This window comes from Streptomyces sp. 3214.6, assembly GCF_900129855.1.
GTDB lineage: Bacteria > Actinomycetota > Actinomycetes > Streptomycetales > Streptomycetaceae > Streptomyces > Streptomyces soliscabiei.
In genome coordinates, this window is sequence record NZ_LT670819.1 from 3,007,483 (window position 1) to 3,030,681 (window position 23,199).

At 70.7% G+C, this 23,199-nt stretch carries 21 protein-coding genes and 2 riboswitches; of the genes, 7 read left to right on the top strand and 14 right to left on the bottom strand.

What is annotated here, in order from left to right:
• Positions 1–4: 4 nt before the first annotated feature.
• The 4 genes from B5557_RS13375 to B5557_RS13390 form a co-directional block, all read right to left on the bottom strand.
• Positions 5–1,012 (bottom strand): ABC transporter permease, encoded by a 1,008-nt coding sequence (locus B5557_RS13375; RefSeq protein WP_079659348.1) that lies wholly within the window; start codon positions 1,010–1,012, stop codon positions 5–7.
• A 357-nt stretch (positions 1,013–1,369) separates the two neighbouring features.
• Positions 1,370–2,125: an enhanced serine sensitivity protein SseB C-terminal domain-containing protein gene (locus tag B5557_RS13380; protein WP_099935896.1), complete on the bottom strand. Its 756-nt coding sequence runs from the start codon at positions 2,123–2,125 to the stop codon at positions 1,370–1,372.
• A gap of 216 nt (positions 2,126–2,341) precedes the next feature.
• Positions 2,342–3,148, bottom strand: coding sequence for an enhanced serine sensitivity protein SseB (locus tag B5557_RS13385; protein WP_079659351.1), 807 nt, complete (start codon positions 3,146–3,148; stop codon positions 2,342–2,344).
• Positions 3,149–3,195: 47 nt separating this feature from the next.
• Positions 3,196–3,912 (bottom strand): AAA family ATPase, encoded by a 717-nt coding sequence (locus B5557_RS13390; protein WP_079659352.1) that lies wholly within the window; start codon positions 3,910–3,912, stop codon positions 3,196–3,198.
• A 177-nt stretch (positions 3,913–4,089) separates the two neighbouring features.
• Positions 4,090–4,190: riboswitch (glycine riboswitch) on the top strand.
• Positions 4,191–4,319, top strand: a riboswitch (glycine riboswitch).
• A gap of 48 nt (positions 4,320–4,367) precedes the next feature.
• Here B5557_RS13390 and gcvT point away from each other — a divergent pair.
• From gcvT to B5557_RS13410, 4 genes are all read left to right on the top strand, one after another.
• The gene (gene gcvT, locus B5557_RS13395) at positions 4,368–5,489 is read left to right on the top strand and encodes a glycine cleavage system aminomethyltransferase GcvT (RefSeq protein ID WP_079659354.1); all 1,122 of its coding nucleotides are present in this window, start codon (positions 4,368–4,370) and stop codon (positions 5,487–5,489) included.
• A 112-nt stretch (positions 5,490–5,601) separates the two neighbouring features.
• Entirely contained in the window at positions 5,602–5,979 is a 378-nt protein-coding gene (gcvH, locus tag B5557_RS13400) for a glycine cleavage system protein GcvH (RefSeq protein ID WP_079659355.1), read from the top strand.
• A 14-nt stretch (positions 5,980–5,993) separates the two neighbouring features.
• Positions 5,994–7,256 carry a serine hydroxymethyltransferase gene (gene glyA / locus B5557_RS13405; protein ID WP_079659357.1) on the top strand — a complete coding sequence of 421 codons (1,263 nt, stop codon included), beginning with the start codon at positions 5,994–5,996 and terminating at the stop codon, positions 7,254–7,256.
• A 96-nt stretch (positions 7,257–7,352) separates the two neighbouring features.
• Complete coding sequence (locus tag B5557_RS13410) at positions 7,353–8,720, top strand: L-serine ammonia-lyase (RefSeq protein ID WP_079659358.1); 1,368 nt, start codon at positions 7,353–7,355, stop codon at positions 8,718–8,720.
• Positions 8,721–8,820: 100 nt separating this feature from the next.
• Here B5557_RS13410 and B5557_RS13415 read toward each other — a convergent pair whose 3' ends face one another.
• From B5557_RS13415 to B5557_RS13435, 5 genes are all read right to left on the bottom strand, one after another.
• On the bottom strand, positions 8,821–11,277 hold the full coding sequence (locus B5557_RS13415) for a SpoIIE family protein phosphatase (RefSeq protein WP_079659360.1): 2,457 nt from the start codon (positions 11,275–11,277) through the stop codon (positions 8,821–8,823).
• A 124-nt stretch (positions 11,278–11,401) separates the two neighbouring features.
• Positions 11,402–12,433, bottom strand: a complete 1,032-nt coding sequence (locus B5557_RS13420; RefSeq protein ID WP_231976344.1) for an ABC transporter permease — start codon at positions 12,431–12,433, stop codon at positions 11,402–11,404.
• The gene (locus B5557_RS13425; protein WP_079659361.1) at positions 12,426–13,961 is read right to left on the bottom strand and encodes a sugar ABC transporter ATP-binding protein; all 1,536 of its coding nucleotides are present in this window, start codon (positions 13,959–13,961) and stop codon (positions 12,426–12,428) included. Before B5557_RS13425 ends, B5557_RS13420 begins: the two co-directional genes overlap by 8 nt.
• Positions 13,958–15,001: a sugar ABC transporter substrate-binding protein gene (locus B5557_RS13430; protein ID WP_079659363.1), complete on the bottom strand. Its 1,044-nt coding sequence runs from the start codon at positions 14,999–15,001 to the stop codon at positions 13,958–13,960. The genes B5557_RS13425 and B5557_RS13430 overlap by 4 nt, the downstream gene beginning before the upstream one ends.
• A 106-nt stretch (positions 15,002–15,107) precedes the next feature.
• Positions 15,108–16,460 (bottom strand): enolase C-terminal domain-like protein, encoded by a 1,353-nt coding sequence (locus B5557_RS13435; RefSeq protein WP_079659364.1) that lies wholly within the window; start codon positions 16,458–16,460, stop codon positions 15,108–15,110.
• A gap of 234 nt (positions 16,461–16,694) precedes the next feature.
• Between B5557_RS13435 and B5557_RS13440 the strand changes: the two genes are divergently transcribed.
• Complete coding sequence (locus B5557_RS13440; protein ID WP_079659366.1) at positions 16,695–17,237, top strand: MOSC domain-containing protein; 543 nt, start codon at positions 16,695–16,697, stop codon at positions 17,235–17,237.
• A gap of 37 nt (positions 17,238–17,274) precedes the next feature.
• Here B5557_RS13440 and B5557_RS13445 read toward each other — a convergent pair whose 3' ends face one another.
• Entirely contained in the window at positions 17,275–17,937 is a 663-nt protein-coding gene (locus B5557_RS13445; RefSeq protein WP_079659367.1) for an NADPH-dependent F420 reductase, read from the bottom strand.
• A gap of 81 nt (positions 17,938–18,018) precedes the next feature.
• A complete protein-coding gene (locus B5557_RS13450; protein WP_231976345.1) occupies positions 18,019–18,993 on the bottom strand; it encodes a zinc-dependent alcohol dehydrogenase family protein in 975 nt (324 codons plus the stop codon).
• A gap of 181 nt (positions 18,994–19,174) precedes the next feature.
• Between B5557_RS13450 and B5557_RS13455 the strand changes: the two genes are divergently transcribed.
• On the top strand, positions 19,175–20,119 hold the full coding sequence (locus tag B5557_RS13455) for an AraC family transcriptional regulator (RefSeq protein WP_079659371.1): 945 nt from the start codon (positions 19,175–19,177) through the stop codon (positions 20,117–20,119).
• Positions 20,120–20,194: 75 nt separating this feature from the next.
• On the opposite strand, the gene B5557_RS13460 is transcribed toward B5557_RS13455, so the two are convergent.
• Positions 20,195–20,407, bottom strand: coding sequence for an EF-hand domain-containing protein (locus tag B5557_RS13460; RefSeq protein WP_079659372.1), 213 nt, complete (start codon positions 20,405–20,407; stop codon positions 20,195–20,197).
• Positions 20,408–20,530: 123 nt separating this feature from the next.
• On the opposite strand from B5557_RS13460, the gene B5557_RS13465 reads away from it, so the two are divergent.
• Positions 20,531–21,175 (top strand): GNAT family N-acetyltransferase, encoded by a 645-nt coding sequence (locus tag B5557_RS13465; protein ID WP_079659374.1) that lies wholly within the window; start codon positions 20,531–20,533, stop codon positions 21,173–21,175.
• On the opposite strand, the gene B5557_RS13470 is transcribed toward B5557_RS13465, so the two are convergent.
• Together B5557_RS13470 and B5557_RS13475 are read right to left on the bottom strand one after the other, a co-directional pair.
• The gene (locus B5557_RS13470; protein ID WP_079659375.1) at positions 21,172–22,365 is read right to left on the bottom strand and encodes a YncE family protein; all 1,194 of its coding nucleotides are present in this window, start codon (positions 22,363–22,365) and stop codon (positions 21,172–21,174) included. The genes B5557_RS13465 and B5557_RS13470 overlap by 4 nt on opposite strands.
• Positions 22,365–23,171 (bottom strand): polysaccharide deacetylase family protein, encoded by an 807-nt coding sequence (locus B5557_RS13475; protein WP_079659377.1) that lies wholly within the window; start codon positions 23,169–23,171, stop codon positions 22,365–22,367. The genes B5557_RS13470 and B5557_RS13475 overlap by 1 nt, the downstream gene beginning before the upstream one ends.
• Positions 23,172–23,199 lie beyond the last annotated feature (28 nt).

The window sequence follows — 23,199 nt, forward strand, 5'->3', positions numbered from 1 at the left end:
CGGTTCAGCGGGATGCCTTCGGGTCCAGCGCGTCCCGGACGCCGTCGCCGAAGAGGTTGAAGGCCAGGACGGTGATGAAGATCGCCACACCGGGGACCACCATGTACATGGGGTCGGACTCGTAGTAGTCGATCGCGCTCGAGAGCATCTGTCCCCACGAGGCGGTCGGCGGCTTGACGCCGACGCCCAGGAAGCTGAGGGCCGCCTCGGTGAGGATGTTGGTGGGGATCATCATCGTCGTGTACACGACGATCGGGGCGACCAGGTTGGGCAGCAGCTCCTTGAACAGGATGTACACCCGCCCCGCGCCCAGCGACCGGGCGGCCTCGACGTACTCGCGCTCACGCAGCGAGAGCGTCTGGCCGCGCACCACGCGTCCGATGTAGGGCCAGCCGAAGAACCCGATGACCAGGATCATCACGAAGACGCGCACGCTGGAACCGGTGAGGCCCAGCATGTGGTTCGGCATGACGGAGACCAGCGCGATGATGAACAGCAGCTGCGGGAAGGCCAGCAGACCGTCCATCACCCGGCTGATCAGGGAGTCGATCCAGCCGCCGAAGAAGCCGGCGAGGATGCCCAGCACCGTTCCGAGGATCACGGCGACCACGGCGGACAGGAAGCCGACCAGCAGCGAGATCCGGGCACCGTAGAGGATGCGGGCGAAGATGTCGCGGCCGTTGACCGGCTCGACGCCGAGCAGGTGGTCGCCGCTGACACCGCCCAGGGAGCCCGTGGGCGTGCCGAAGAGCGGGTCGATGAGGTTCTCGTGGTACTCGTTCGGGTCCTGGTCCAGGAGCCCGGTGATGACCGGCGCGAGCAGCGCGATCACGACGAGGAAAAGCACCACGATGCCGCCCGTGAGGGCCAGCTTGTCCCGCTTGAGGCGCTCCCAGGCGATCCGGCCCAGGGAACGGCCCTGAACGGCCTTGGCGCCGCTGGTGGCGACCGCCGCTTCCTCGGCCGCGCTCGGGGCCGCTTCCGCGGTCGGCTCGTGCAATGGTGCCGTCATCTGGCAGGGACCCCTCTCAACCGGCGGTAGCCGGCCCGCACTTTGCCGCGGTGGCGGCGTGATCAGTCCGTAATACGCAGGGGATAAGCCCCCTGGAGCGGGAGTCTTCAACGCTTTGGCGATCTGTTGCCAGACTTGGCCGTGAATGGATGCGTAAACGTGATCCGGGTAGAGGGGTTCCGTTATCCGGACGGCGGGTAACGCCCCCCGGACGGGGACTAGTCGGGGCAGATCGGACATAACCGGTACTAATCGCCGCTATCTACGCGCGAAGACGTCCGGTAACCACCCCGTAACAGGAGTGGAAGGAAGGGTGAAGGCGACAGGAGGGGCGACGGGGAGATCGGCGGGCAGCGGTCAGTAGCGTCCGGTGGGCGGATAGCCGTAACCGCCCGCGGGCGCCTGGGCCGGGGCGGAAGCGTGGGCCTCACGGTCGTAGAACGGCCGGGCGTTGGCGCGCATCCACATCACGACAGGGTCGTACTCGTCGGTCATGGCCACCGTCGACACCGGCAGCCCGTCCGGCACCGCGCCGATGGACTGCTGCATCATCGCCCGTACGGCGTCCACGGCCGGCGGCGAGGACTCGTACACGTCGAGCCCGATGGCCAGGTAGGGCGCGCCCAGCGCCGGCTGTACCCAGGCCCGGCGCAACGCGCGGACCACCGGGGTACGGTGGGCGTTCTGCGCGAGCAGGGCATAGAACTGCGGGACCTCGATGCCGGGCTCGGACAGCCGCAGCGGGCCTGCGGGCTGGCGCTCCAGGCCGGTCGCGATCCTGCGCAGGTCCAGCCAGGGGATGCCGACGCCGCCGCCGGGAGCGTGCGGATTCAGCCAGAGACCGTAGTGGTCGGGGTAGAGGGTGCGGGCCACGTCCAGTCCGTCGACCACCTCGTACGACCTGTTCCAGCCGCTCGCGCTGAGCTCCTGGGCGGAGGTCACGCACGGCGCGTAGCCGTAGCCCTCGACCTCCATGTTTCCGTACTGGGCGTCCGGGGAGCCGGCCTGGCCGTGCCACAGGAGCATCCAGACCTGGCCGGAGGAGGGGGTCGCGAGCGCGCGCAGGAGCGCCTCGTAGGCGTCGTAGCGCCCGGGCGTGACCTGGCGCAGCATGTGCTCGACCGAGCCGGTCGCGGCAGTGCCAGCGCTCACTTTTTATCGCCCCTTCGAGAAGTTGCCCCGCGTTGGGGTCCAGCTTATGCGCCCAAGAGCTCGGGGCCTGTGATGCGTTGGCGGGTGCGGGTTGTGTGCGGTTGATCGCGCAGTTCCCCGCGCCCCCAAGTCGGCTGCCCCTGAGGGAGTTGTCAGTGAACCCTTGCGACGGAGTTGTCAGTGGGTCCTTGTGTAGAAGGGCCTTACCCGGGTCCTCAGCCATTCGCCCACCGGGTCCTGGGCGACGTCCAGGAGGACCAGGTTGACCGGCCAGGGGGACGAGGTGCGGCCCAGGGCCCTGCCGAGGGCCTCCAGGGGGAGTGCACGCAGGTCGCCCTCCCACTGGGAGAGTTCGACGCCGACGAACATCACCGGGTCCGCCGTCTCGATCGCGGCCAGGCAGCGGCGGGCCGTGCGGACCACGCCTATGGACTCGAACTCCGCCGAGGCCGCGGCCAGGAAGTCCACCGGGTCGTCCTGCCAGTCGGGCTCGTAGAGGCGGACGCGGCCGCCGCTCGCGGGGCCGTCCAGCGGGGTGCGGCCCGCCCGGCACAGCTCGGCGACGGCCGGTGGCGGCAGCGGGACGCCGACCACGCCCTCGGGGTTCACCATGATGCCGACCTGCGGGGGCAGCCCGCGGGCGAACTCCACGGCGGGCGCGATCGTGAACGACATGTGCGAGCCGACGACCTGGCGGAACTGCTCCTCGGAGCTGAAGACCGGCACGTACACCTGGCCGTCCAGCTCCAGGGTGGGCAGGTCGAGGGGGCCGCTGTGCGGGCCGCCGCCGCTGGGCAGCGGCACCCAGACGAAGCTGCGGCCGAGCACCTCCACGATGCGGCCGCCGGCTCCCGGCACGCCGAGGGAGACGGAGAGCACCTCCTCCAGCTCGTTGCCGGGCCATCCGCCGTGCGAATGGGGGTGCGCCTGCGCCGGGAAGTCCGCGGAGAAGTCCGTCGGGAAGTCCGCCGGGGGGAAGTCCATCTGCCTACCGCCTGCTAAGAACCGCTCACTCTGCTGTGGCTGAAAGGCTAGCGGGTACCGGGCGTTCCGCCCGAGCCCTCAGAGCCTGTGAATCCGATCCGGCGCAGCGTGTCGGCCGCGTCGCGGTCGAGCAGGACCGCCGAGCCGCAGCCCTCGGGCAGCCGGCCCTTCTCCACCGAGCGCAGCAGCCGGGCGGCGGCGTGCCGGTGGCGCAGGAACGCGTACCGCGAGACGCCCCGGCCGCGCTCGCGCTGGCCCTCCAGGGCCGTGTCCGCGCCGACGTCGAGCAGCAGCAGGTGGAGGGTGCCGCCGCGGCGGCGGGCCTCGCGGGCCAGCCAGTCACGCACCCAGGCCTGCGTGCCGCAGTCGTGCACGACGACGCCCTTGCCGCCGCGCAGCGCCCGGCGCAGTCCGGCGTAGTGGGCGAGGCGGACGAGGGGGCGGTAGAGGGCGTAGGGCAGGAGGCGGGGCGCGCGGGCGTCCCAGCGGTCGCGGGTGTCCTGGGAGTCGATGCGGACGCCGCTCACGGCCCGCTTCATGAGCGTGGACTTGCCGCTGCCGGGCAGCCCGGTGACCACGACCAGGTCACGGGGGCCGAAGAGCAGCCCGTGCGGGCTGCGGCCGGCCCGCTCGCGCAGGTCACGGACGACTGGCTCGGGCTGCGGGCCGCACGCCTCCCGGGCCTGGGCGCCGGGCTGCGCGGGCAGCGCGATCCCCGAGATGGTCGCGAATGCCGTGGTCCTCGCCGTGGTCGCCTCGTTCACCGTGATCGTCCTCCCCTGGGGTCAGGTAGTCCTCATCCCCGCCAAGCGTAAAGAGAAGGTAATGCGCGGCGCCTCGCGATTTCGTGCGCGTACCGACACAGGCCGGTTACAGATGCGGCCTGCCGCGATCGGGGCGGGCCGTGCAATGATGGCCGCGCCAACTGCATACCGGCCGTTCGAATCCGCGCGGGAGAGTCCTCAGCAGCAGTTTCGCTGGGGCGCCGAAGGAGCAAGTCCCTCCCTTGAATCTCTCAGGTCCCCGTTACCGCGCGGGCGAGGCACATCTGAAAAGCGGGCCGCCCCTTGTCTCGACGAGGTCGGCCCCACCCAAGGTGCAAGCCATGTCCGACCCGTCGTAACGGGCCGTCATGGCGAACCTCTCAGGTTCCGATGACAGATGGGGAGGAGTGGGGAGGAACCACCTCGCCCGTCATGCCTTGGGAGACGACCGTCCGATGAGCAGTACCGAAGAACTCCGTCACACCGCGCTCGATGCGCTGCATCGTTCGCTCGGCGCGACCATGACCGACTTCGCCGGCTGGGACATGCCCCTGCGCTACGGCTCCGAGCGCGACGAGCACAACGCCGTCCGCACGAAGGCCGGGCTGTTCGACCTCTCCCACATGGGCGAGATCACCGTCACCGGTCCGCAGGCGGGCGCCCTGCTGAACTTCGCGCTCGTCGGCGACCTCACCGCCGTGGGGGTGGGCCGCGCCCGCTACACCATGATCTGCGGCGCGGACGGCGGCATCCTCGACGACCTGATCGTGTACCGGCTCGCCGACGCGGAGTTCATGGTCGTCGCCAACGCCTCCAACGCGCAGGTCGTGCTGGACGCGCTCGTGGAGCGTTCCGCCGGCTTCGACGCCGAGGTCCGTGACGACCGGGACGCCTACGCCCTGATCGCCGTCCAGGGACCGGAGTCCCCCGGCATCCTGGCCTCCCTCACGGACGCCGACCTCGACGGCCTGAAGTACTACGCCGGTCTGCCCGGCACCGTCGCCGGCGTCCCCGCGCTCATCGCGCGCACCGGCTACACCGGCGAGGACGGCTTCGAGCTGTTCGTGAAGCCGGAGCACGCCGTCGAGCTGTGGCAGGCGCTGACCAAGGCCGGCGAGGGCGTCGGACTGGTCCCGTGCGGCCTGTCCTGCCGGGACACGCTGCGTCTGGAGGCGGGCATGCCGCTGTACGGGCACGAGCTGAGCACCTCCCTCACCCCGTTCGACGCCGGGCTGGGCCGGGTGGTCAAGTTCGGCAAGGACGGCGACTTCGTGGGGCGCGAGGCGCTCGCCGCGGCGGCCTCGCGGGCGCAGGAACAGCCCCCGCGCGTCCTCGTCGGCCTGGTCGCCGCGGGCCGTCGCGTCCCGCGCGCCGGGTACGCGGTCGTCGCGGGCGGCGCCGTGATCGGCGAGGTCACCTCCGGCGCCCCCTCCCCCACTCTCGGCAGGCCGATCGCGATGGCGTACGTCGACGCGGCCCACGCGGCGCCGGGGACCCCGGGCGTCGGCGTGGACATCCGGGGCGCCCACGAGCCGTACGAGGTCGTGGCGCTGCCCTTCTACAAGCGCCACAAGTAGAGACCAAGAGCCTGGCCGGGCGCGTGACACCGCACACATTCCCGCTGCTCACGCACGGTTCCAGCAGTCCCCCCTTCATCAGCACCCACCCGCGTACAGGAGAATTCAGGCCATGAGCAACCCCCAGCAGCTGCGCTACAGCAAGGAGCACGAGTGGCTGTCGGGCGCCGAGGACGGCGTCTCGACGGTCGGCATCACGGAGCACGCGGCCAACGCGCTCGGCGACGTGGTGTTCGTCCAGCTCCCGGAGGTCGGTGCCACGGTGACCGCGGGCGAGTCCTGCGGTGAGCTGGAGTCGACCAAGTCGGTCAGCGAGCTTTACTCGCCGGTCGACGGCGAGGTCGTCGAGGTCAACCAGGATGTCGCCGACGACCCGTCGCTGGTGAACTCCGCCCCCTTCGAGGGCGGGTGGCTGTTCAAGGTACGCGTCGCGGGCGAGCAGCAGGAGCTGCTGTCGGCCGACGAGTACACCGCCTTCACCACCGGCTGAGGAGTCGTAGACGCATGTCCGTCCTGAACACGCCCCTGCACGAGCTCGACCCGGAGATCGCCGCCGCCGTCGACGCCGAACTGGGCCGCCAGCAGTCCACCCTCGAGATGATCGCCTCGGAGAACTTCGCTCCGCTCGCGGTCATGGAGGCGCAGGGCTCGGTCCTGACCAACAAGTACGCCGAGGGCTATCCGGGCCGGCGCTACTACGGCGGCTGCGAGCACGTCGACGTCGCCGAGCAGATCGCCATCGACCGGATCAAGGACCTGTTCGGCGCCGAGTACGCCAACGTCCAGCCGCACTCGGGCGCCTCCGCCAACCAGGCCGCCCTGTTCGCCCTCGCCCAGCCCGGCGACACCATCCTCGGCCTGGACCTCGCCCACGGCGGCCACCTCACCCACGGGATGCGGCTCAACTTCTCCGGCAAGCAGTTCAACGTGGTCGCCTACCACGTGGACGACGCCGGTCTGGTCGACATGGCCGAGGTCGAGCGTCTCGCCAAGGAGCACCGGCCGAAGGTGATCATCGCCGGGTGGTCGGCGTATCCGCGGCAGCTGGACTTCGCGGAGTTCCGTCGCATCGCCGACGAGGTCGAGGCGTATCTGTGGGTCGACATGGCGCACTTCGCGGGCCTGGTCGCGGCCGGGCTGCACCCCAACCCGGTGGAGTTCGCGGACGTCGTCACGTCCACCACGCACAAGACGCTGGGCGGCCCGCGCGGCGGGATCATCCTGGCGAGGCAGGCGTTCGCGAAGAAGCTGAACTCGTCCGTGTTCCCGGGCTTCCAGGGCGGCCCCCTGGAGCATGTGATCGCGGCGAAGGCGGTCTCCTTCAAGGTGGCGGCCTCGGAGGAGTTCAAGGAGCGCCAGCGCCGTACGGTCGAGGGCGCGCGGATCCTCGCCGAGCGGCTGACGGCACCGGACGCCCGCGAGGCCGGCGTGAACGTCCTGTCCGGCGGCACCGATGTGCACCTGATCCTGGTCGACCTGCGCGAGTCCGAGCTGGACGGGCAGCAGGCCGAGGACCGTCTCCACGAGGTCGGCATCACCGTCAACCGCAACGCGGTCCCGAACGACCCGCGGCCTCCGATGGTGACGTCGGGGCTGCGGATCGGCACCCCGGCCCTCGCCACCCGCGGCTTCACCGCCGAGGACTTCGCGGAGGTCGCGGACGTCATCGCGCAGGCGCTCAAGCCGTCCTACGACGCGCAGGCGCTCAAGGCCCGGGTCGTCGCCCTGGCCGAGAAGCACCCGCTGTACCCCGTTCTGAACAAGTAGTTCCTGTTTGCCCGGCAGCCCCGCACACTCGTAGACGGGTGGGCGGGGCACCCGGCGAAAACCTTTCTGCACCACCCCTTGCCTTGAGGAGTCCCCGTGGCCATCTCGGTCTTCGACCTGTTCTCGATCGGCATCGGCCCGTCCAGCTCCCACACGGTCGGCCCGATGCGCGCGGCCCGCATGTTCGCGCGGCGACTGCGCAACGAGGGCCTGCTGGACGCCGTCGCGTCGGTCCGCGGCGAGCTGTACGGCTCGCTCGGCGCGACCGGTCACGGTCACGGCACCCCGAAGGCGGTCCTGCTCGGCCTGGAGGGCTCCTCGCCGCGCACGGTGGACGTGGAGGGGGCGGACGACAGGGTGGAGCAGATCAAGGAGTCCGGCCGGCTGCGGCTGCTGGGCTCGCACGAGATCCCCTTCTCCTTCGACGACGACCTGGTCCTGCACCGCCGCAAGGCCCTGCCGTACCACGCGAACGGCATGACGCTGTGGGCGTACGACGCCTCGGGCGCGGAACTGCTCACCAAGACGTACTACTCGGTCGGCGGCGGGTTCGTCGTAGACGAGGAAGCGGTCGGGCAGGACCGCATCAAACTCGACGACACGGTCCTGAAGTATCCCTTCCGTACCGGCGACGAACTGCTGCGCCTGGCGAAGGAGACCGGCCTGTCGATCTCGTCGCTCATGCTGGAGAACGAGCGCGCCTGGCGCACCGAGGACGAGATCCGGACCGGGCTGCTGGAGATCTGGCGCGTGATGCAGGGCTGCGTCTCCCGGGGCATGTCCCGCGAGGGCATCCTGCCGGGCGGCCTGCGCGTGCGCCGCCGAGCCGCGATGACGGCGCGTCAACTCCGCGCCGAGGGCGATCCGTTGGCCCACGCCATGGAGTGGATCACGCTGTACGCGATGGCGGTGAACGAGGAGAACGCGGCCGGCGGACGGGTGGTCACGGCGCCCACGAACGGAGCGGCCGGCATCATCCCGGCGGTCCTGCACTACTACGTCAACTTCGTGCCGGGCGCCGACGAGGACGGCGTCGTCCGCTTCCTGCTCGCCGCCGGGGCGATCGGCATGCTCTTCAAGGAGAACGCCTCCATCTCCGGCGCCGAGGTCGGCTGCCAGGGTGAGGTCGGCTCGGCCTGCTCCATGGCGGCGGGTGCTCTGGCGGAGGTGCTGGGCGGTTCCCCCGAACAGGTCGAGAACGCGGCCGAGATCGGCATGGAGCACAACCTCGGCCTGACCTGCGACCCCGTCGGCGGCCTCGTCCAGATCCCGTGCATCGAGCGCAACGGCATGGCCGCGGTGAAGGCGGTCACGGCGGCCCGCATGGCCATGCGCGGCGACGGCTCGCACAAGGTGTCCCTGGACAAGGTCATCAAGACCATGAAGGACACGGGCGCGGACATGAGCGTCAAGTACAAGGAGACGGCCCGCGGCGGGCTGGCGGTGAACATCATCGAGTGCTGAGGCAACAGGCCCTGACCGGCGCGTTCGTGTCTTTCAGCGCTGTCGGGGCCGTCCCCCGCTCACGCGGCGGAAGGTCCCCGGGCTCTCGGCACCCGGGGCGTCAGCGCCCGCCCCGGTGGCCCACCGGCCCCGGGAGGTCCTGCTCCGCCCAGATGATCTTTCCGGCGGGGGTGTAGCGCGTGCCCCATCGGCGGGTCAGCTGGGCGACCAGGAACAACCCCCGGCCGCCCTCGTCGGTGGTCCGCGCATGGCCCATGCGAGGCGAGGTGTTGCTGGCGTCGGACACCTCGCAGATCAACCTGTCATGCCGGATCATGCGCAGCCTGATGGGTCCGGTGCCGTGCCGGATGGCGTTGGTGACCAGCTCGCTGACCACCAGTTCCGTGGTCATCACCAGGTCGTCCAGCCCCCATCCGAGGAGCTGGCGGACGGCGAGCTCCCTGGCGCCCGCGACGATCGCCGGATCCGTCGGCAGGTCCCACGAGGCGACCCGGTCGGCGCCCAGCGCATGCGGCCGGGCCAGAAGCAGCGCGACGTCGTCGGTCTGCGGACCGGTCAGCAGATTGTCCACGACCGCCGAGCAGAGCTCCTCCGGCGTCAGGCCGGAGTGCGCGAGCACATCGCTGAGGCGGGACAGCCCGACGTCGATGTCCTGGCCACTCGTCTCGATGAGGCCATCGGTGTAGAGGCCGATCAGGCTTCCCTCGGGGAGAGAGATCTCGGCGGACTCGAAGGGCAACGAGCCGAGGCCCAGCGGAGGGCCCGCCGGAAGGGCCGGAAAGGTGACCTTGCCGCCGGGGGTGACCACGGCGGGCGGCGGATGTCCGGCCCGCGCCATGGTGCACAGCTGGGTGACCGGATCGTAGACGGCGTAGAGGCAGGTGGCGCCCAGTACGGCGGTGGCGATGGGCTCGTCGTCGCCGCCCTTCTCCTCCGTCAGACGGATCACCAGGTCGTCCAGGTGGGCCAGCAGCTCATCGGGCGGCAGGTCCATGTCAGCGAGCGTCTGGACGGCGGTACGCAGCCTGCCCATGGTCGCCGCGGCGTTGAGGCCGTGCCCGACGACATCACCGACGACCAGGGCGACCCGGGCGCCGGAGAGCTGGATGACATCGAACCAGTCGCCGCCCACCCCTTCCCGTACATCGGCCGGCAGATAGCGCGAGGCCACCTCCATGGCGGCCCCGCCGTTCAGCCCCTGCGGGAGCAGACTGCGCTGCAGGGCCAGCGCCGCAGCGTGCTCACGGGTGTAGCGGCGGGCGTTCTCCACCCACACCGCGGCCCGGCTGACCAGCTCCTCGGCGAGCAGCAGGTCGTCCTCCTCGAACGGCTGTGGATGCTCCATACGGACGAAGGTCGCCACCCCCAGCACGGTGCCGCGCGCGGACAGCGGCACCCACATCACCGAGTGCATGCCGAACTCCGCGATGCTCCTGGCCCGCGCCGGGTCCTTCGCGATCCACGGGGCGGTGGCCGGGTCCAGGAACGGTTCCAGCACCGCGGTGCCATTGACCATGCTCTCGAAGTACGGCGAGGACTTGGGTGCGTCGATCGTGTCTCCGGTGGCGATCACCGACTCCGGGCAGCCCTCGTGGATCGACTGCTGACCGGCCCGCCGTACCGCGCTGTCGGCCGGCCCCGAACCGGGTTCGTCGCCGTGCAGCACCGCTTCCAGCAGATCGACGGTCACGAAGTCGGCGAGCCTCGGCACCGAGAAGTCGGCCAGTTCCTGGGCGGTCCGCATCACGTTCAGCGTGCCCCCGATACGGGCGCTGGCCTCGCTGAGCAGGGCGAGGCGCTCCCGGGCCCGCCATCTGTCGGTGACGTCCATGCCCATGTAGCACACGCCCAGCGTTTTGCCGTCCGGGTCGTCGAGCCGAAAGAAGGAGGTGGAGTAGGCGTGTTCCTGGTGCGGATCCGCCCAGGTCCAGCCCCGGTACTCGTAGTCGATGACCGGCACGCCGGTCTCCAGCACCCGTCGCATCTGCGCTTCGAGCGCGTCGGTGTTCAGGCCCGGCAACGAGTCCGACATGCGGCGTCCGAGCCGCTCGGCGCGCGGCACACCGCCGTAGCGCTCCAGGGTGTCGTTCATCCACACATACCGCAGGTCCGGGCTGAGCACGGCCATGCCGAGCGGGGAGCGGGTGAGGAAGCCTTCCAGCACCTCCCAGCTGACCGCCCAGGTCGGTGCCTTCGACACGTCGATCGCCGATACGAGCCAGGCCTTGCGGTCGTTGGTGTCGGACATCGCGGTCACCCGCAGCCCGACCTCAAGACGGCGGCCGTCACGGTGCCGGGCGCCCACCAGACCGCCCCAGCTCTCCCGGATCCCGCACTCTTCGGCGACCTCGGCCGCCCGTGACGCGTCTTCGGGCTCCGCCAGCAAAGTGACGGCGGAGCGGTCGAGGATCTCCGCCGCGCCGTATCCCAGGAGCCGCTCAGCGGCCTCCGTCCACCCGATGACCGTGCCCTTCGCGTCGATCACCGCAGCAGCCACATTCGCCGTCTCGAACGGTCCATGCGTTCCGTCCGGTGCTACCTCCTTGGGGAACATCATGACAGCCGTCCCATCTGGCGGATGGCATATGGGACATTCTAGTGCGTACCACCCGGCGCTGCCCCCCTCTCGGACCGCTCCCGGACCTCGCCCTGCTCCTGGCCCCCGTCCTTCTCCTGGCCCCCTACTCCTGGCCCTCGCCGGTGGTGAGCCGGGCGATCATCAGCGCCACCAGGATGATCGCGCCGTAGATGGCCTGGATCCAGAAGGACGACACCTGCGCCAGGGTGAGCAGGTTCTCCAGCATGCCCAGCAGCAGCACCCCGAGCAACGCCCCGGCCAGGGATCCCTTGCCGCCGTTCAGGCTGATGCCGCCGATGACGGCGGCCGCGAACACGGTGAAGATCAGGCCCTGTCCCTGATTGGCGTTGATCGCCCCGACCCGTCCGGCGATCACCAGACCGGCCAGCGCGGCCAGCGTCCCGCCGATGACCAGAACGCCCCAGGCCACCCGGTCGACGCGGATGCCCGCCGCCCGCGCGGCGGAGACGTTGCCGCCCACCGCGTACACCGCGCGTCCCAGCCGGTGGTAGCGCAGCGCCCACCCGGCGACAGCGAAAGCGGCACCGGTCGCCCACACGGAGACGGGGACGCCGAGCCAGTTGTCGGACCCGAGGGCGAAGAACGCGGCGGGGGCGTCGAACAACGTCTTGCCGGACACCATGCCGACCAGGACCCCGCGCAGCACGATGTTCATCGCCAGGGTCACGATGAAGCCGTTGAGCTGGAGCTTGACGATCAGCAGACCGTTCACGGCCCCGATCAGCGCCCCGGTGAGCGGAATGATCAGCAGGCCGAACCAGGTGGGCAGCTCGCTGCCGAAACCCGCCGAGGCGGCCGGGATCACGGCCATGAAGCCGAGGGCCGGGGCGAGCCCCGCGATCGACTCCAGCGAGAGGTCCATCTTGCCGCTGATCAGGATCATCGCCTCGGCGAGCACCAGCAGTCCGAGCGCCGAGGAGGCGCTGAGCACATTGAGCAGGTTGTCCCGGTCGAGGAAGCTGTCGTTGCTGACCGCACCGATGACCAGCAGCAGCACCACCGCGGGCAGCAGCGCCAGGTCGCGGATCCGGCCCAGGGCGATCGCGCGGCCGGGGTGGCGGACCGCGCTGTCCGGCCCACCGGGCCCCGGGCCGTTCGGCGCGGTGTCATTCATGGTCGGTGCCGACCCCTTCGACCGAGGCCACCAGTTCCTCGTCGGTCCAGCCGACGCCGTACTCGGCGGCGAGGGCGCCGTTGAACATCACCAGGACGCGGTCGCAGGTGCGCAGGTCCGCCAGCTCGTCCGAGACGACGAGCGCCGCGCGTCCCGCGGCCCTGGCTCGGTCGACGACCGACAGCAGCGCCCGCTTGGATCTCACGTCGACACCCGCCGTCGGATTGATGAGCACGAGTACCGCCGGGTCGGTGGCCAGCGCCCGGCCCATGACGACCTTCTGCTGATTGCCGCCCGACAAGTCCTTGACCGGCTGGTCCGGGCCGGCCGTGGTGATGTCGAGAGCGGTGATCGTCCGCCGGGCGAAGGCGTCCCGGGCCCGGCGCGAGATCACGCCCAGCCGCCCCAGCCGGTCCATGATGGTCATGGAGGCGTTCTCGGCCACCGACAGCTCCGGTACCAGTCCTTCGTGGTGCCGGTCGCGCGGCACACAGCCCACGCCCGCCGCGAGCGCCGAGGCGACGCTGCCGGGCCGCGTCGGACGGCCGAGAATCTCGATCAGCCCGCTGTCGGGCCGGTACAGCCCGGCCAGCGCCTCGGCGACCTGATGGCTCCCGGAGCCCGCGAGCCCGGTCAGCCCCACTGTCTCGCCGGACCGGACGGTGAAGCTGACGTCGGTGAAATGCGGGCCGTTCAGCCGGTGCACCCGTACGGCCACGGGCGCGTCCGCCGACCGCGACCGGACGCGGCCGGCGCCGGGGACCGCACCCGCGCCCCGCTCTCCGGTCATCGCCTGGATGAGTTCGGTCCTGCCCAGCTCGCCCACGGGCGCCGTGGTGATCCAGCGGGCGTCCCGCAGGACGGTGACGACCTGGCAGACGGCGTAGACCTCCTCCAGATGATGGGAGATGTAGAGAAAGGTGATCCCGGCCCGCTGCAACCGCCGAACATGGGTGAACAGGCGGTCGATCGCCCGGCTGTCCAGCTGAGCGGTCGGCTCGTCCAGAATGATGAACCGGGTTCCGCGCGAGATCGACCGTGCGATCTCCACCAATTTGGCGTCCCCGACGGTGAGCCCGCCGGCCGGCACGTTCTCGTCGACCTCCACTCCCCATTCGTCCAGCAGGTCGCGGGCCGCCGAGCGCATCCGCCGCCAGCTGATCACCTGGCCGCGCACCGTGGGTTGCCGGTTGACGTACAGGTTCTCCGCGACAGTGAGATCACGGATGATCGTCGACTGCTGGTACACGCAGGCGACCCGCCGCTGCCACGCCTCACGGTCCGCCGGGCCGGGGGCGGGTACACCGTCGAACAGGACAACACCGCGGTCCGGCCGCTGCAGTCCGGTCAGGATGGCCACCAGGGTCGACTTACCGGCCCCGTTACGGCCGACCAGGGCGTGCGACTCACCGGCCCGGACGGCGATCCGCACGTCGTCCAGGGCAACGGTGGGCCCGTAGCGCTTACGGATCCCGTGGGCCTCGGCCACCGCGCGGCGGCCGGCGCCGTCGGCGCGGGGTTCGGTCACGAGCTCTTGCCGATCTGGTTGCCCCACAGGGACGGATCATCGACGTTGCTCTTGGTCACCAGGGGTGCCGGGAGCTGGTCCTCCAGGATTCCGCTGGGCAGCCGGACGATGGTGCTGTCGTGGCCGGTCGGGCCCGGGTGGAAGGTCTGCCCCTCCATCGCCCGCTTGATGTAGAAGATGCCGTATTTGGCGTACAGGTCGGTCGGTTGGGAGACGGTCGCGTCGATCAGGCCCTTGCGGATCGCGTCCAGCTCCTGCGGGATGCCGTCATTCGAGACGATCACGATGTGCCTGGGATCACCGGCCGCCACCAGCGCGTTGTGCCGTCGCAGCGTGCTCAGCGTGGGGGCCAGATACACGCCGCCCGCCTGTAGGTAGATGCCCTTGACGTCGGGGTTGGCGGTGTACAGCGCCTCCAGGCCTGCCGCCGCCTTCTCCGCGTTCCAGGCGGCGGGAATGTCCAGCACCTTGATGCCTCGGTAGTTCTTTTGGATGCACGCGCTGAACGCCTCGGACCGGTCCCGCCCGTTGACCGACGCCAGATCGCCCTGGATCTGTACGACCTTGCCCGACTTCACCTCGTCGCCGAGCTGCCGGCAGGCCTTCTCCCCGTAGGCACGGTTGTCGGCCCTGACCACCATCGCGACCTTGCCCTTGTCCGGCGCCACATCGACGGCGACCACCGGCACGCCCTTGCGCTGCGCGGCGTTCAGCCCGGCGACGATCGCCGCGGAGTCCAGCGGCGAGACGACCAGGCCCTTCGCGTTCTGGGCGAGCAGATTCTGGATGTCGCTGATCTGTTTGCTCGGATCGGAGTTGGAGTTCACCGTCTGAAGCAAGCGGACGTTCTGCGCGGCGGCCTGCCCCGGGATGTAGGAGTTGTACGACTCCCAGAACGGTGAGGTGAGCAGCGGCAGGACCACCCCGACCTTGCCCGAAGCGGTGCCGGTGGTGTTGCTCGTGCCCCCACCGCAGGCGGTGACGGCCGGCCCGCAGCAGAGTGCGAGGGCTGTTCCGACAGCGGCGATGCGTCGCTTCATGTGCTCGGCTCCGAGTGAGTGGTCGGTGGTCGGTCATCTCAGTGGAAGGGGTCCGCACGCCCCTTCGGTGAGGACCGCGGCCGGCCCTGGAATTCCTCCCCGGCGTTCATGCCGGGGCGCCCGCAGCCGGGGGCGCGTCGTACGGGGCCTGCCAGGCGGCGCCGCCGGGGAACGCGTACGCGGCGAGCGACTCGGGCCGCATCGCCGAGCTGAAGCCGGGGGCGGTCGGGGCCGCGTACCGCCCCCGGACGATCACCACCGGGTCGAGGAAGTGCTCGTGCAGATGATCCACATACTCGATGACCCGGTCCTGGAGGGTGCCGGAGACCGCCAGATAGTCGAACATCGCCAGATGCTGCACCAGCTCGCACAGGCCCACCCCGCCCGCGTGCGGGCACACCGGGATCCCGAACTTGGCCGCGAGCAGGAGGATCGCCAGGTTCTCGTTGACTCCCCCGACCCGGCAGGCGTCCAACTGCAGGAAGTCGATCGCGTCCGCCTGGAGCAGTTGCTTGAACACCACCCGGTTGTGCACATGTTCGCCCGTCGCCACCCGCACCGGCGCCACCTCCCGGCGGATCGCCGCGAGACCGAGAATCTCGTCCGGGCTGGTCGGCTCCTCGATCCAGTAGGGGTCGAACTCCGCCAGTCGCCGGATCCACCCCACCGCCTCGGTGACCCCCCAGCGCTGATTGGCGTCCAGCCCCATCCGCACCCCGGGACCGATGATCCCCCGCGCGGTACGGCACCGCCGCACATCGTCGTCCAGATCGGCGCCGACCTTGAGTTTGATCTGCCTGAACCCGCTGTCCACGGCCTCCCGGGCCAACCCGGCGACCTTGTCGTCCGAATAACCGAGCCAGCCAGGAGACGTGGCATACGCCGGATACCCGTCGGCGAGCAGGCGCGCCTCCCGCTCCCCCATCCCGCTCCGCGCCCGCCACAGGATCCCCAGCGCCTCATCGGGGGTCAGCGCGTCCTCCATATAGCGGAAGTCGAGCAACGCGACCACCTGCTCGGGCGCCAGGTCGGCCAGCAGCTTCCACAGGGGCTTCCGCTCCCGCTTCGCGTACAGATCCCACATGGCGTTGACCACGGCGCCGATGGCCATGTGCACGACGCCCTTCTCCGGCCCCAGCCATCGCAACTGGCTGTCGCCGACGAGCGAGCGGGAGAACCCCCCGAGGTCGGACAGGACCTCTCCCAGCCGCAGCCCCACCACATGCGGGCGCAGCGCGTTGATCGCCGCCACCTCGACCTCGTTGCCCCGGCCGATGGTGAAGCAGAACCCGTGCCCCTCAAGCCCGTCCCCGACATCAGTGCGGATGATCACGTACGACGCCGAATAATCCGGATCGGGATTCATCGCGTCCGACCCTTCGAGCCGACGAGATGTGGGAAACCGGATGTCGTAGGCGTCCAGCGCCGTGATCCGCCCCCGCGTCGGGTGGGGCCTCATGGCAGGCGGCTCATCGGCGTCATCGGGAGGACTCCAGAGAATCAGGCCTGACGGCAAGCTCGGACACCCAGATGAGTATATATCGCCCAAAAGCCACGGTCCGCGTATGACGTGCGGGGCACGCACCAGGGCCGGACCCGCTCACCGAAGAAATCCACCCGCCCCTTCCTGACCCCCTCCTCTAGGCTCTGGCCTGCGGTTCGCTGGGAGTCGCAGGGAGAGGGGAGTCCCGTCATGGGTGGGTCGGTCAGCGCTGTCAGCAGTAACGGCGTGTACTCCTTCACCAAGCCCAATCGCGACAGCGTCACGCTGCTCGCCGGGCTGGGGGTGGAGGGGGACGTGCACTCCGGGGTCACGGTGAAGCACCGCTCGCGGGTGAAGCAGGATCCCACGCAGCCGAATCTGCGGCAGGTCCACCTCATTCACGAGGAGCTGTTCGAGGAGGTGCGGGCGGCCGGGTTCGAGGTGATGGCCGGTCAGCTCGGCGAGAACGTGACCACACGCGGGATCGACCTGCTCGCGCTGCCGGTCGGGACGCTGCTGCGGCTGGGCGCGGAGGCCGTGCTCGAGGTGACCGGGCTGCGCAACCCGTGCGCGCAGATCGACGACTTCCAGAAGGGCCTGCTGAAGCAGGTCGTCCGCCAGGACGCCAACGGTCGTCCGGAGTTCCGGGCCGGGATCATGAGCGTCGTGCTGAGCGGGGGCGTGGTGCGGCCCGGGGACTCGATCACGGTCGAGCTGCCGGACGGGCCGCACCGGCCCCTGGAGCGTGTGTAGCCACTCCCTGCGCCCCAGCACTACGCCCTGTGAGGCATTACGCCCTGAACGTCGCGGGGCGTTCGGGGCTCGCCTCCGCCAGCGCCTTGGTGACCGCCTCGACGCCGGCCTGGAGACCGTAGACGGGGGTGTCGGGCTGCTGGCGCCAGGAGTCGTCGATGCCGCCCGTGTCGACGGTGTCGAAGCCGAGCTCGTCGATGAGGGCGCGGACCTTCGCCTTCGCGGCCTCGTCGTCACCGGCCACCGGCAGCGCCATGCGGTCGGGGTCGCCGGCGGGGAGCGGGCGGTCCAGGATGTCCTGGGCGAAGGTGCCGTTGAAGGCCTTGATCACGGGGTGGCCGATGCGGCGTTCCGTCCAGCGGCTCTCCGTGATGCCCTCGTCCTCGATCTCCGCGACCCGGCCGTCGCGCTGCTGCGGGTAGTAGTTGTTGGTGTCGATGACGGCGACGTCGTCGGCCGCGCCGTCCAGGATGCCGGACGGCAGGTCGGGCACCGCCTTCACCGGGATCGTGATCACCACGACCTCCGCGCCGCGGGCGGCCTCCTGGACGGTGACGGGGGTCGCTCCGGTCTCCTCGGCGAGTTCCGTGAGCGTCTGCGGGCCGCGGGAGTTCGCGACGGAGACGTCGTGACCGAGGGCGGTGAGGCGCCGGGTGAGGTTGCCGCCGATGTTGCCCGCGCCGATGATGCCGATCTTCATGACAGGCCTGCCTTCCGGAATCGATCAGTATAGATGCACATGCATGCGTCCCTGATGGCGCCAACCCCGGTCGGCGACCGGCTATTCCACCCGCACGACAATCTTTCCCGTGTGCGTGTTCGTCTCCATCAGACGGTGGGCGTCCCGGATGCGGTCCAGGCCGTCGAAGACCTCGGCGACGACCGGGCGCAGGGTGCCGTCGGCGAGGCCGGAGCCGATGTAGTGGGCGGCGCGGCGGCGGCCCTCCGGGTTGCCGGTGACCACGAAGTCGGCGTAGCCGTGCACGGTCAGCGGCCACCGGCGAGGCAGCAGGATGGGCTGCTGGTCCAGCCAGCCGTAGCTGACCAGCGTGCCGTCCGGCACCACCGCCTCGCCCAGGGCCGCGAAGCCGGCGCCGCCGATCGCGTCGAAGACGATGTCGACGCCCCGCCCTGCGGTCAGCCGCCGGGTCTCCTTGACCACGTCCTCGTCGTCGCTGACGATGACGTGCTCCGCGCCCAGGTCGTACAGACGCCGCCGCTTGGCCTCGGTACGGGTGGTGACGACCGGGACGGCGCCGGCCCGGCGGACGACCTGGATCGCGGCGGTGCCCGCCCCGCTGGACGCGCCGGTGATCAGGACGTGGTCGCCGGGGCGCATCCCGGCCCGTTCGACCAGGGCGCCGTAGGCGGTCGTATAGGTCAGCCAGACGGCGGCCGCGGTGACGGGGTCGGCGCCGGCGGGACGCGCCACGAGCGAGGTCTCGGGCAGCAGGACCCGGTCGCCGTAGACGCCGTGGACACCGAGGTCGAAGTTGCCCGCCGACAGCACCGGGTCGCCGGGCGCGAAGCCGGTCACGCCCTCGCCGACCGCCTCGACCTCGCCGGCCGCCTCGTAGCCGTTGCGGGAACCGGGCAGGGTGGGCTGGTAGAAGTAGCCGCCCGAGCGGAAGAGGGCCTCGGCCCGGTTGAGCGCCAGCGCCTCGACACGGACGAGCACCTCCCCGGGGCCGGGCGCGGGCAGCTCCACCTCCTCGACGGTCAGGACGTCGGGGCCGCCGATCTCGTGAAAGAGCACCGCGCGAGCGGGAGTTGACGAAGAGGGCGACGCAGAGCCCCGTGAGGAACCTGACGGGGAATTCGTTGAAGAAGTTGTCATGCCGTCGACGCTAGGGCGGTGGGGCGAGACGATCCATGTCCATCGGTATCGGTTTCCTGTCCGTACGTCTCGCCCCGCGCGAAGGGCCTACGGTGTCGGCATGGACGTACTCAGCGACGCCGTCGCCGCGATGCGCAGCGGGCGGCCGCACTCCTCGCGGCGGGACAAGTTCGCCCCCTGGGGGGTCCGGTTCGGGGCCTCGGACGGGGCCGGCTTCCATGTGCTGCTGCGCGGGTCGGCATGGCTGATCCCGGCGACGGGCGAGCCGGTGGCACTGACGGCCGGGGACGTGGTGTTCCTGGCGCACGGGCACGGACACGCGCTGGCCAGCGGGCTCGACGTGCCCGTGCAGGAGGCGCCGGTGGGCCCCGACGGGCGTTGGCTCAAAGAGCCGCCCCAGGAAGGGGAGTCGGCGACCGCGGACACCGTCATGATGTGCGGCGTCTACCAGTTGGACCGCGGCCGGGCCCACCGTTTCCTGGCCGAGCTGCCGGAGGTGGTGCACCTGCCCGCCCGCGTCGGCACGCACCGTTCGCTGCGGGCGGCGGTGGAGCTGCTGGGCATGGAGCTGGACGAGCTCAGTCCCGGTTCGGACGCCATCGTGACCGCGCTGCTGGACACTCTGCTGCTGTACATCCTGCGCGCCTGGTGGCAGCAGGAGCGGGGCGCCGGGCGGGCGGCGGGCTGGGCGGCCGCGCTCGCCGACCCGGCGGTCTCGGCGGCCCTGCGCGCGATCCACGGCGACCCGGCCCGCGCGTGGACCGTGGAGGAACTCGGCGCGGAGGGCGGCCTCTCCCGCGCCGCCTTCGCCCGCCGGTTCGCCGCACTGGTGGGCGAGCCGCCGCTCACGTATCTGACGTGGTGGCGGATGACGACCGCCGGCCGGCTGCTGCGCGCGGACGACGTGCCGATGCGCCAGGTCGCCCAACGCACCGGCTACACCTCGGAGTTCGCCTTCGCCAAGGCGTTCAAGCGGGAATACGGGGTGGCCCCGGGCCAGTACCGCCGACGGACCGCCCCGGGGGCGCCCGCCCTACGGCCTTGACGGCCGCCGATCGAACGACCGGCATGGCGAAGGGGGGCGCCCAAGGTGGCGCCCCCCTCTCTGCCTGGACTCAGGTCACTTGCTCAGGTACGCCCAGAACTCGTCGAACGAGAGAACCTTGTCCCCGTTGAGATCGCGGCTCTTGATGATGACCTCGGCGACCGACTCGGTGACGTTCCAGTCGCCCTCCTGGGCCAGGGCGGCCTTGAACTCGGCCGCGGTGATGAAGCCGTCACCGTCCGTGTCGATCCGCTGGAACTGCTTGCGCGCTTCTTCGATGTCGGCCACCGATCCGCCCCTCTTCGTCATGCCTTGCGGTCGTACGTTGCTGTCCTACTGACGCAGGTCAGATTAACGGCCCGGGTGAACGCCCTGCGCAGCGGCCGCCCACAGACTCGAGGAGTACCGACCATGGGGACCTTGCGGGAGATTCTCGACGCGGCCGCACGCGGGGCGTTCCCGCCGCCCGACGGCCGGACGACGGTCGTCCCCCAGCCCTCCCACCGCGACGCGGGCGTCCTGGCGTTCACCGCGCACTCGGTCGTCTTCACGGACGAGGACCCGGGCTGGGTGTACGGCGTACTGCGCCACGTGGACTCCGATCCCCTGTCGGCGTCCATGAACCCGCGCTTTCTGGCCGCTCTGATGGAGCGCACGGGGCGTACGGCCGAGACGATCGACGCGATGCTGGTGGCCGCCCCGCTGCCCGGCGAGCCGCCGCTGCCGCTACGGGAGATCGAGGACCGCGGCCATCCCCGGATCCGCTACGCCCGGCGTCGGCGCCACGAGGTGCGCGCCTGGGTGGCGGACGGCGGGATCCTGGTCATGGGGCGCGGCATAAGCGGCCGGCTGGAGGTGTCGGTCGAGGTCGACGAGACGGTACGACTCCGGGGCCTCGGCCGCCGTCTGGTCACCGCCGCCCGCCATCTGGCCGGCGAGCCGCTCTGGGCTCAGGTCGCCCCCGGAAACGCCCGCAGCATCCGGGCGTTCCAGGCGGCGGGCTACACACCGGTGGGCGCGGAGCTCCTGCTGACGGCGCCCGAGGACAGGCCCTAGCGGAAGATGCCGGTGTGGCCGAGTGAGTAGCGGCCGGGTTGTGGGTAGACGGCGAGGCCGTGCGGTCCCCTGCCGACCTTGATGCGGGCGAGCTGGCGGCCGGTGCCGGTGTCGATGGCGTACACCTCGGAGTCGTAGCGCCCGGACAGCCACAGGACCTTGCCGTCCGCCGAGACGCCGCCCATGTCGGGGCTGCCGCCGTCGGGCAGATGCCACTTCTTGGTGAGCGCGTTCTTGGTGAAGTCGAAGACGGAGACGGTGCCCTCGCCGCGGTTGGAGATGTACATCTCGCGGGAGTCGCGGCTGACGTACAGCCCGTGGCAGCCCTTGCCGGTGTACAGGAACCTCGGCTTGCCGAAGGTGTCGCCGTCGATGATCCACACCCCGTCGGCCATCATGTCCGCGATGTAGAACCGTTTGCCGTCGGGGGAGATCTTCACGTCCTGCGGCATGGCGCCCTTGAAGGGCAGTTTCTGCTGTCCGACGACCTTCATCCGCTCGGTGTCGACCTTCAGCAGTTCTCCGCTGAACTCGCAGGACACGATGAAGTACCGTCCGTCGAGGGAGAAGTCGGCGTGGTTGACGCCGTAGCAGGTGACCGGTTCGGTCTTGATCCGCTTCATGGTGTGCGGGTCGCGGAAGACGAGCTCGCGGTCGAGGGAGGCCATGACGACGGCGTACCGGCCGTTAGGTGTGAAGTAGAGGTTGTACGGGTCGTGCACCTCGACCGATCTGCCGGTCTTCCCGGTCTTCGGATCGATGGGGGTGAGGGTGTGCCCTCGGTTGTTGTTGACCCACAGCGTCTTCATGTCCCAGGACGGCACGACGTGCTGCGGCTGGCGGCCGACGTGGAGGGTGTCGATCACCTCGTACGTTGTCGGGTCGATGACGGAGACGGTGTCGGACTCGGTGTTGGGGACGTAGACCCGGGACGGGAAGTCCTTGACGACCGGAGAGAGTTTGTTCGGGCGGTCGGCGGCGTAGACGTTCTTGGGATCCAGCACGGGCGGCATGCCGGGCAGCCCGTCGACGACGGGTTTGCGCGGCTTCTTCGGTGCCGGGGCAGCCGCTTTGGTTGCCCGGTCCGTGCCGTCCCGGTCGGCGCCGGCCTTGCCGTCGGCGCCGCAGGCGGCGAGGACGGCGAGTGCGGCGCCGGCCAGCAGGGTGCTTTTGACGAGGTTGCGGTGCATCAGCCGATCAGCTCCGTGGTGGTGACCGCGCGCAGTCCGCGGTGGTCGAGTTCGTCCAGGACGGCGGGGAGCGCGGCGACCGTGTCCGCGTACCCGAAGTGCAGGCTCACGACGGACCCGTCCCGGACCGCGCCGAGGACGTTGCGGGCGACGGCGGGGGCGCCGGGGGAGGTGAAGTCGAGGGAGTCGACGTCGTAGGAGAGGACATGCGGGTAGCCGGCGCGGCGGGCCAGCGTCTCGACGAGGGGGGAGGCGCGGGCGGTGCGGGAGGGGCGGAACCAGGTTCCGATGGATCCGGTGAGTCTGCGCAGCCGTTCGGCGCAGCCGGTGATCTCGGCCGCCGCGTCCGTCTCGGACATGGCGTTGACGTCCAGGTGGCGCTGGGTGTGGTTGCCGAGGTCGTGCCCGCCGTCGAGGATGCGACGGGCGAGGTCGGGGTGTTCGTCGAGCCAGCTTCCGACGGCCAGTACGGTGACCCGCGCTCCTCGTCGCTCGGCCTCCCCGAGCAGGGCCCGGGCGACGGAGGGTTCCCCCTGCCCGTGGAAGGTGAGGGCGACCCGGGGCCGGTCCCGGGGCCCGTGAGTGATCTGGACGGGCTGCCCGGGGTAGGCGCGGGGGGCGGGGGCGGGTCTCGCGGAGGCCGGGGTCGTGGGGGCGGGGGTCGCGGAGGTGGGGGCGGGGTGGGCGGCGACGGCGCCGGAGGCGGACCCGGGGGGCGAGCACGCGGCCGCGAACGCACCCCCGGCGACGAGCCCGGCGCCCGCCCACAGCACGGAACGACGGTCGGATGTGGTCACCCGCACCATTTAAGGGGTGAAATGCGGCAATTCCGGC

Coding starts and splice junctions, on each gene's coding strand:
- B5557_RS13375 (WP_079659348.1), bottom strand. CDS start 1,012: ATGACGGCACCATTGCACGAGCCGACCGCGGAAGCGGCCCCGAGCGCG.
- B5557_RS13380 (WP_099935896.1), bottom strand. CDS start 2,125: ATGCTGCGCCAGGTCACGCCCGGGCGCTACGACGCCTACGAGGCGCTC.
- B5557_RS13385 (WP_079659351.1), bottom strand. CDS start 3,148: ATGGACTTCCCCCCGGCGGACTTCCCGACGGACTTCTCCGCGGACTTC.
- gcvT (WP_079659354.1), top strand. CDS start 4,368: ATGAGCAGTACCGAAGAACTCCGTCACACCGCGCTCGATGCGCTGCAT.
- gcvH (WP_079659355.1), top strand. CDS start 5,602: ATGAGCAACCCCCAGCAGCTGCGCTACAGCAAGGAGCACGAGTGGCTG.
- glyA (WP_079659357.1), top strand. CDS start 5,994: ATGTCCGTCCTGAACACGCCCCTGCACGAGCTCGACCCGGAGATCGCC.
- B5557_RS13415 (WP_079659360.1), bottom strand. CDS start 11,277: ATGATGTTCCCCAAGGAGGTAGCACCGGACGGAACGCATGGACCGTTC.
- B5557_RS13420 (WP_231976344.1), bottom strand. CDS start 12,433: ATGAATGACACCGCGCCGAACGGCCCGGGGCCCGGTGGGCCGGACAGC.
- B5557_RS13430 (WP_079659363.1), bottom strand. CDS start 15,001: ATGAAGCGACGCATCGCCGCTGTCGGAACAGCCCTCGCACTCTGCTGC.
- B5557_RS13435 (WP_079659364.1), bottom strand. CDS start 16,460: ATGAGGCCCCACCCGACGCGGGGGCGGATCACGGCGCTGGACGCCTAC.
- B5557_RS13440 (WP_079659366.1), top strand. CDS start 16,695: ATGGGTGGGTCGGTCAGCGCTGTCAGCAGTAACGGCGTGTACTCCTTC.
- B5557_RS13445 (WP_079659367.1), bottom strand. CDS start 17,937: ATGAAGATCGGCATCATCGGCGCGGGCAACATCGGCGGCAACCTCACC.
- B5557_RS13455 (WP_079659371.1), top strand. CDS start 19,175: ATGGACGTACTCAGCGACGCCGTCGCCGCGATGCGCAGCGGGCGGCCG.
- B5557_RS13465 (WP_079659374.1), top strand. CDS start 20,531: ATGGGGACCTTGCGGGAGATTCTCGACGCGGCCGCACGCGGGGCGTTC.
- B5557_RS13470 (WP_079659375.1), bottom strand. CDS start 22,365: ATGCACCGCAACCTCGTCAAAAGCACCCTGCTGGCCGGCGCCGCACTC.
- B5557_RS13475 (WP_079659377.1), bottom strand. CDS start 23,171: ATGGTGCGGGTGACCACATCCGACCGTCGTTCCGTGCTGTGGGCGGGC.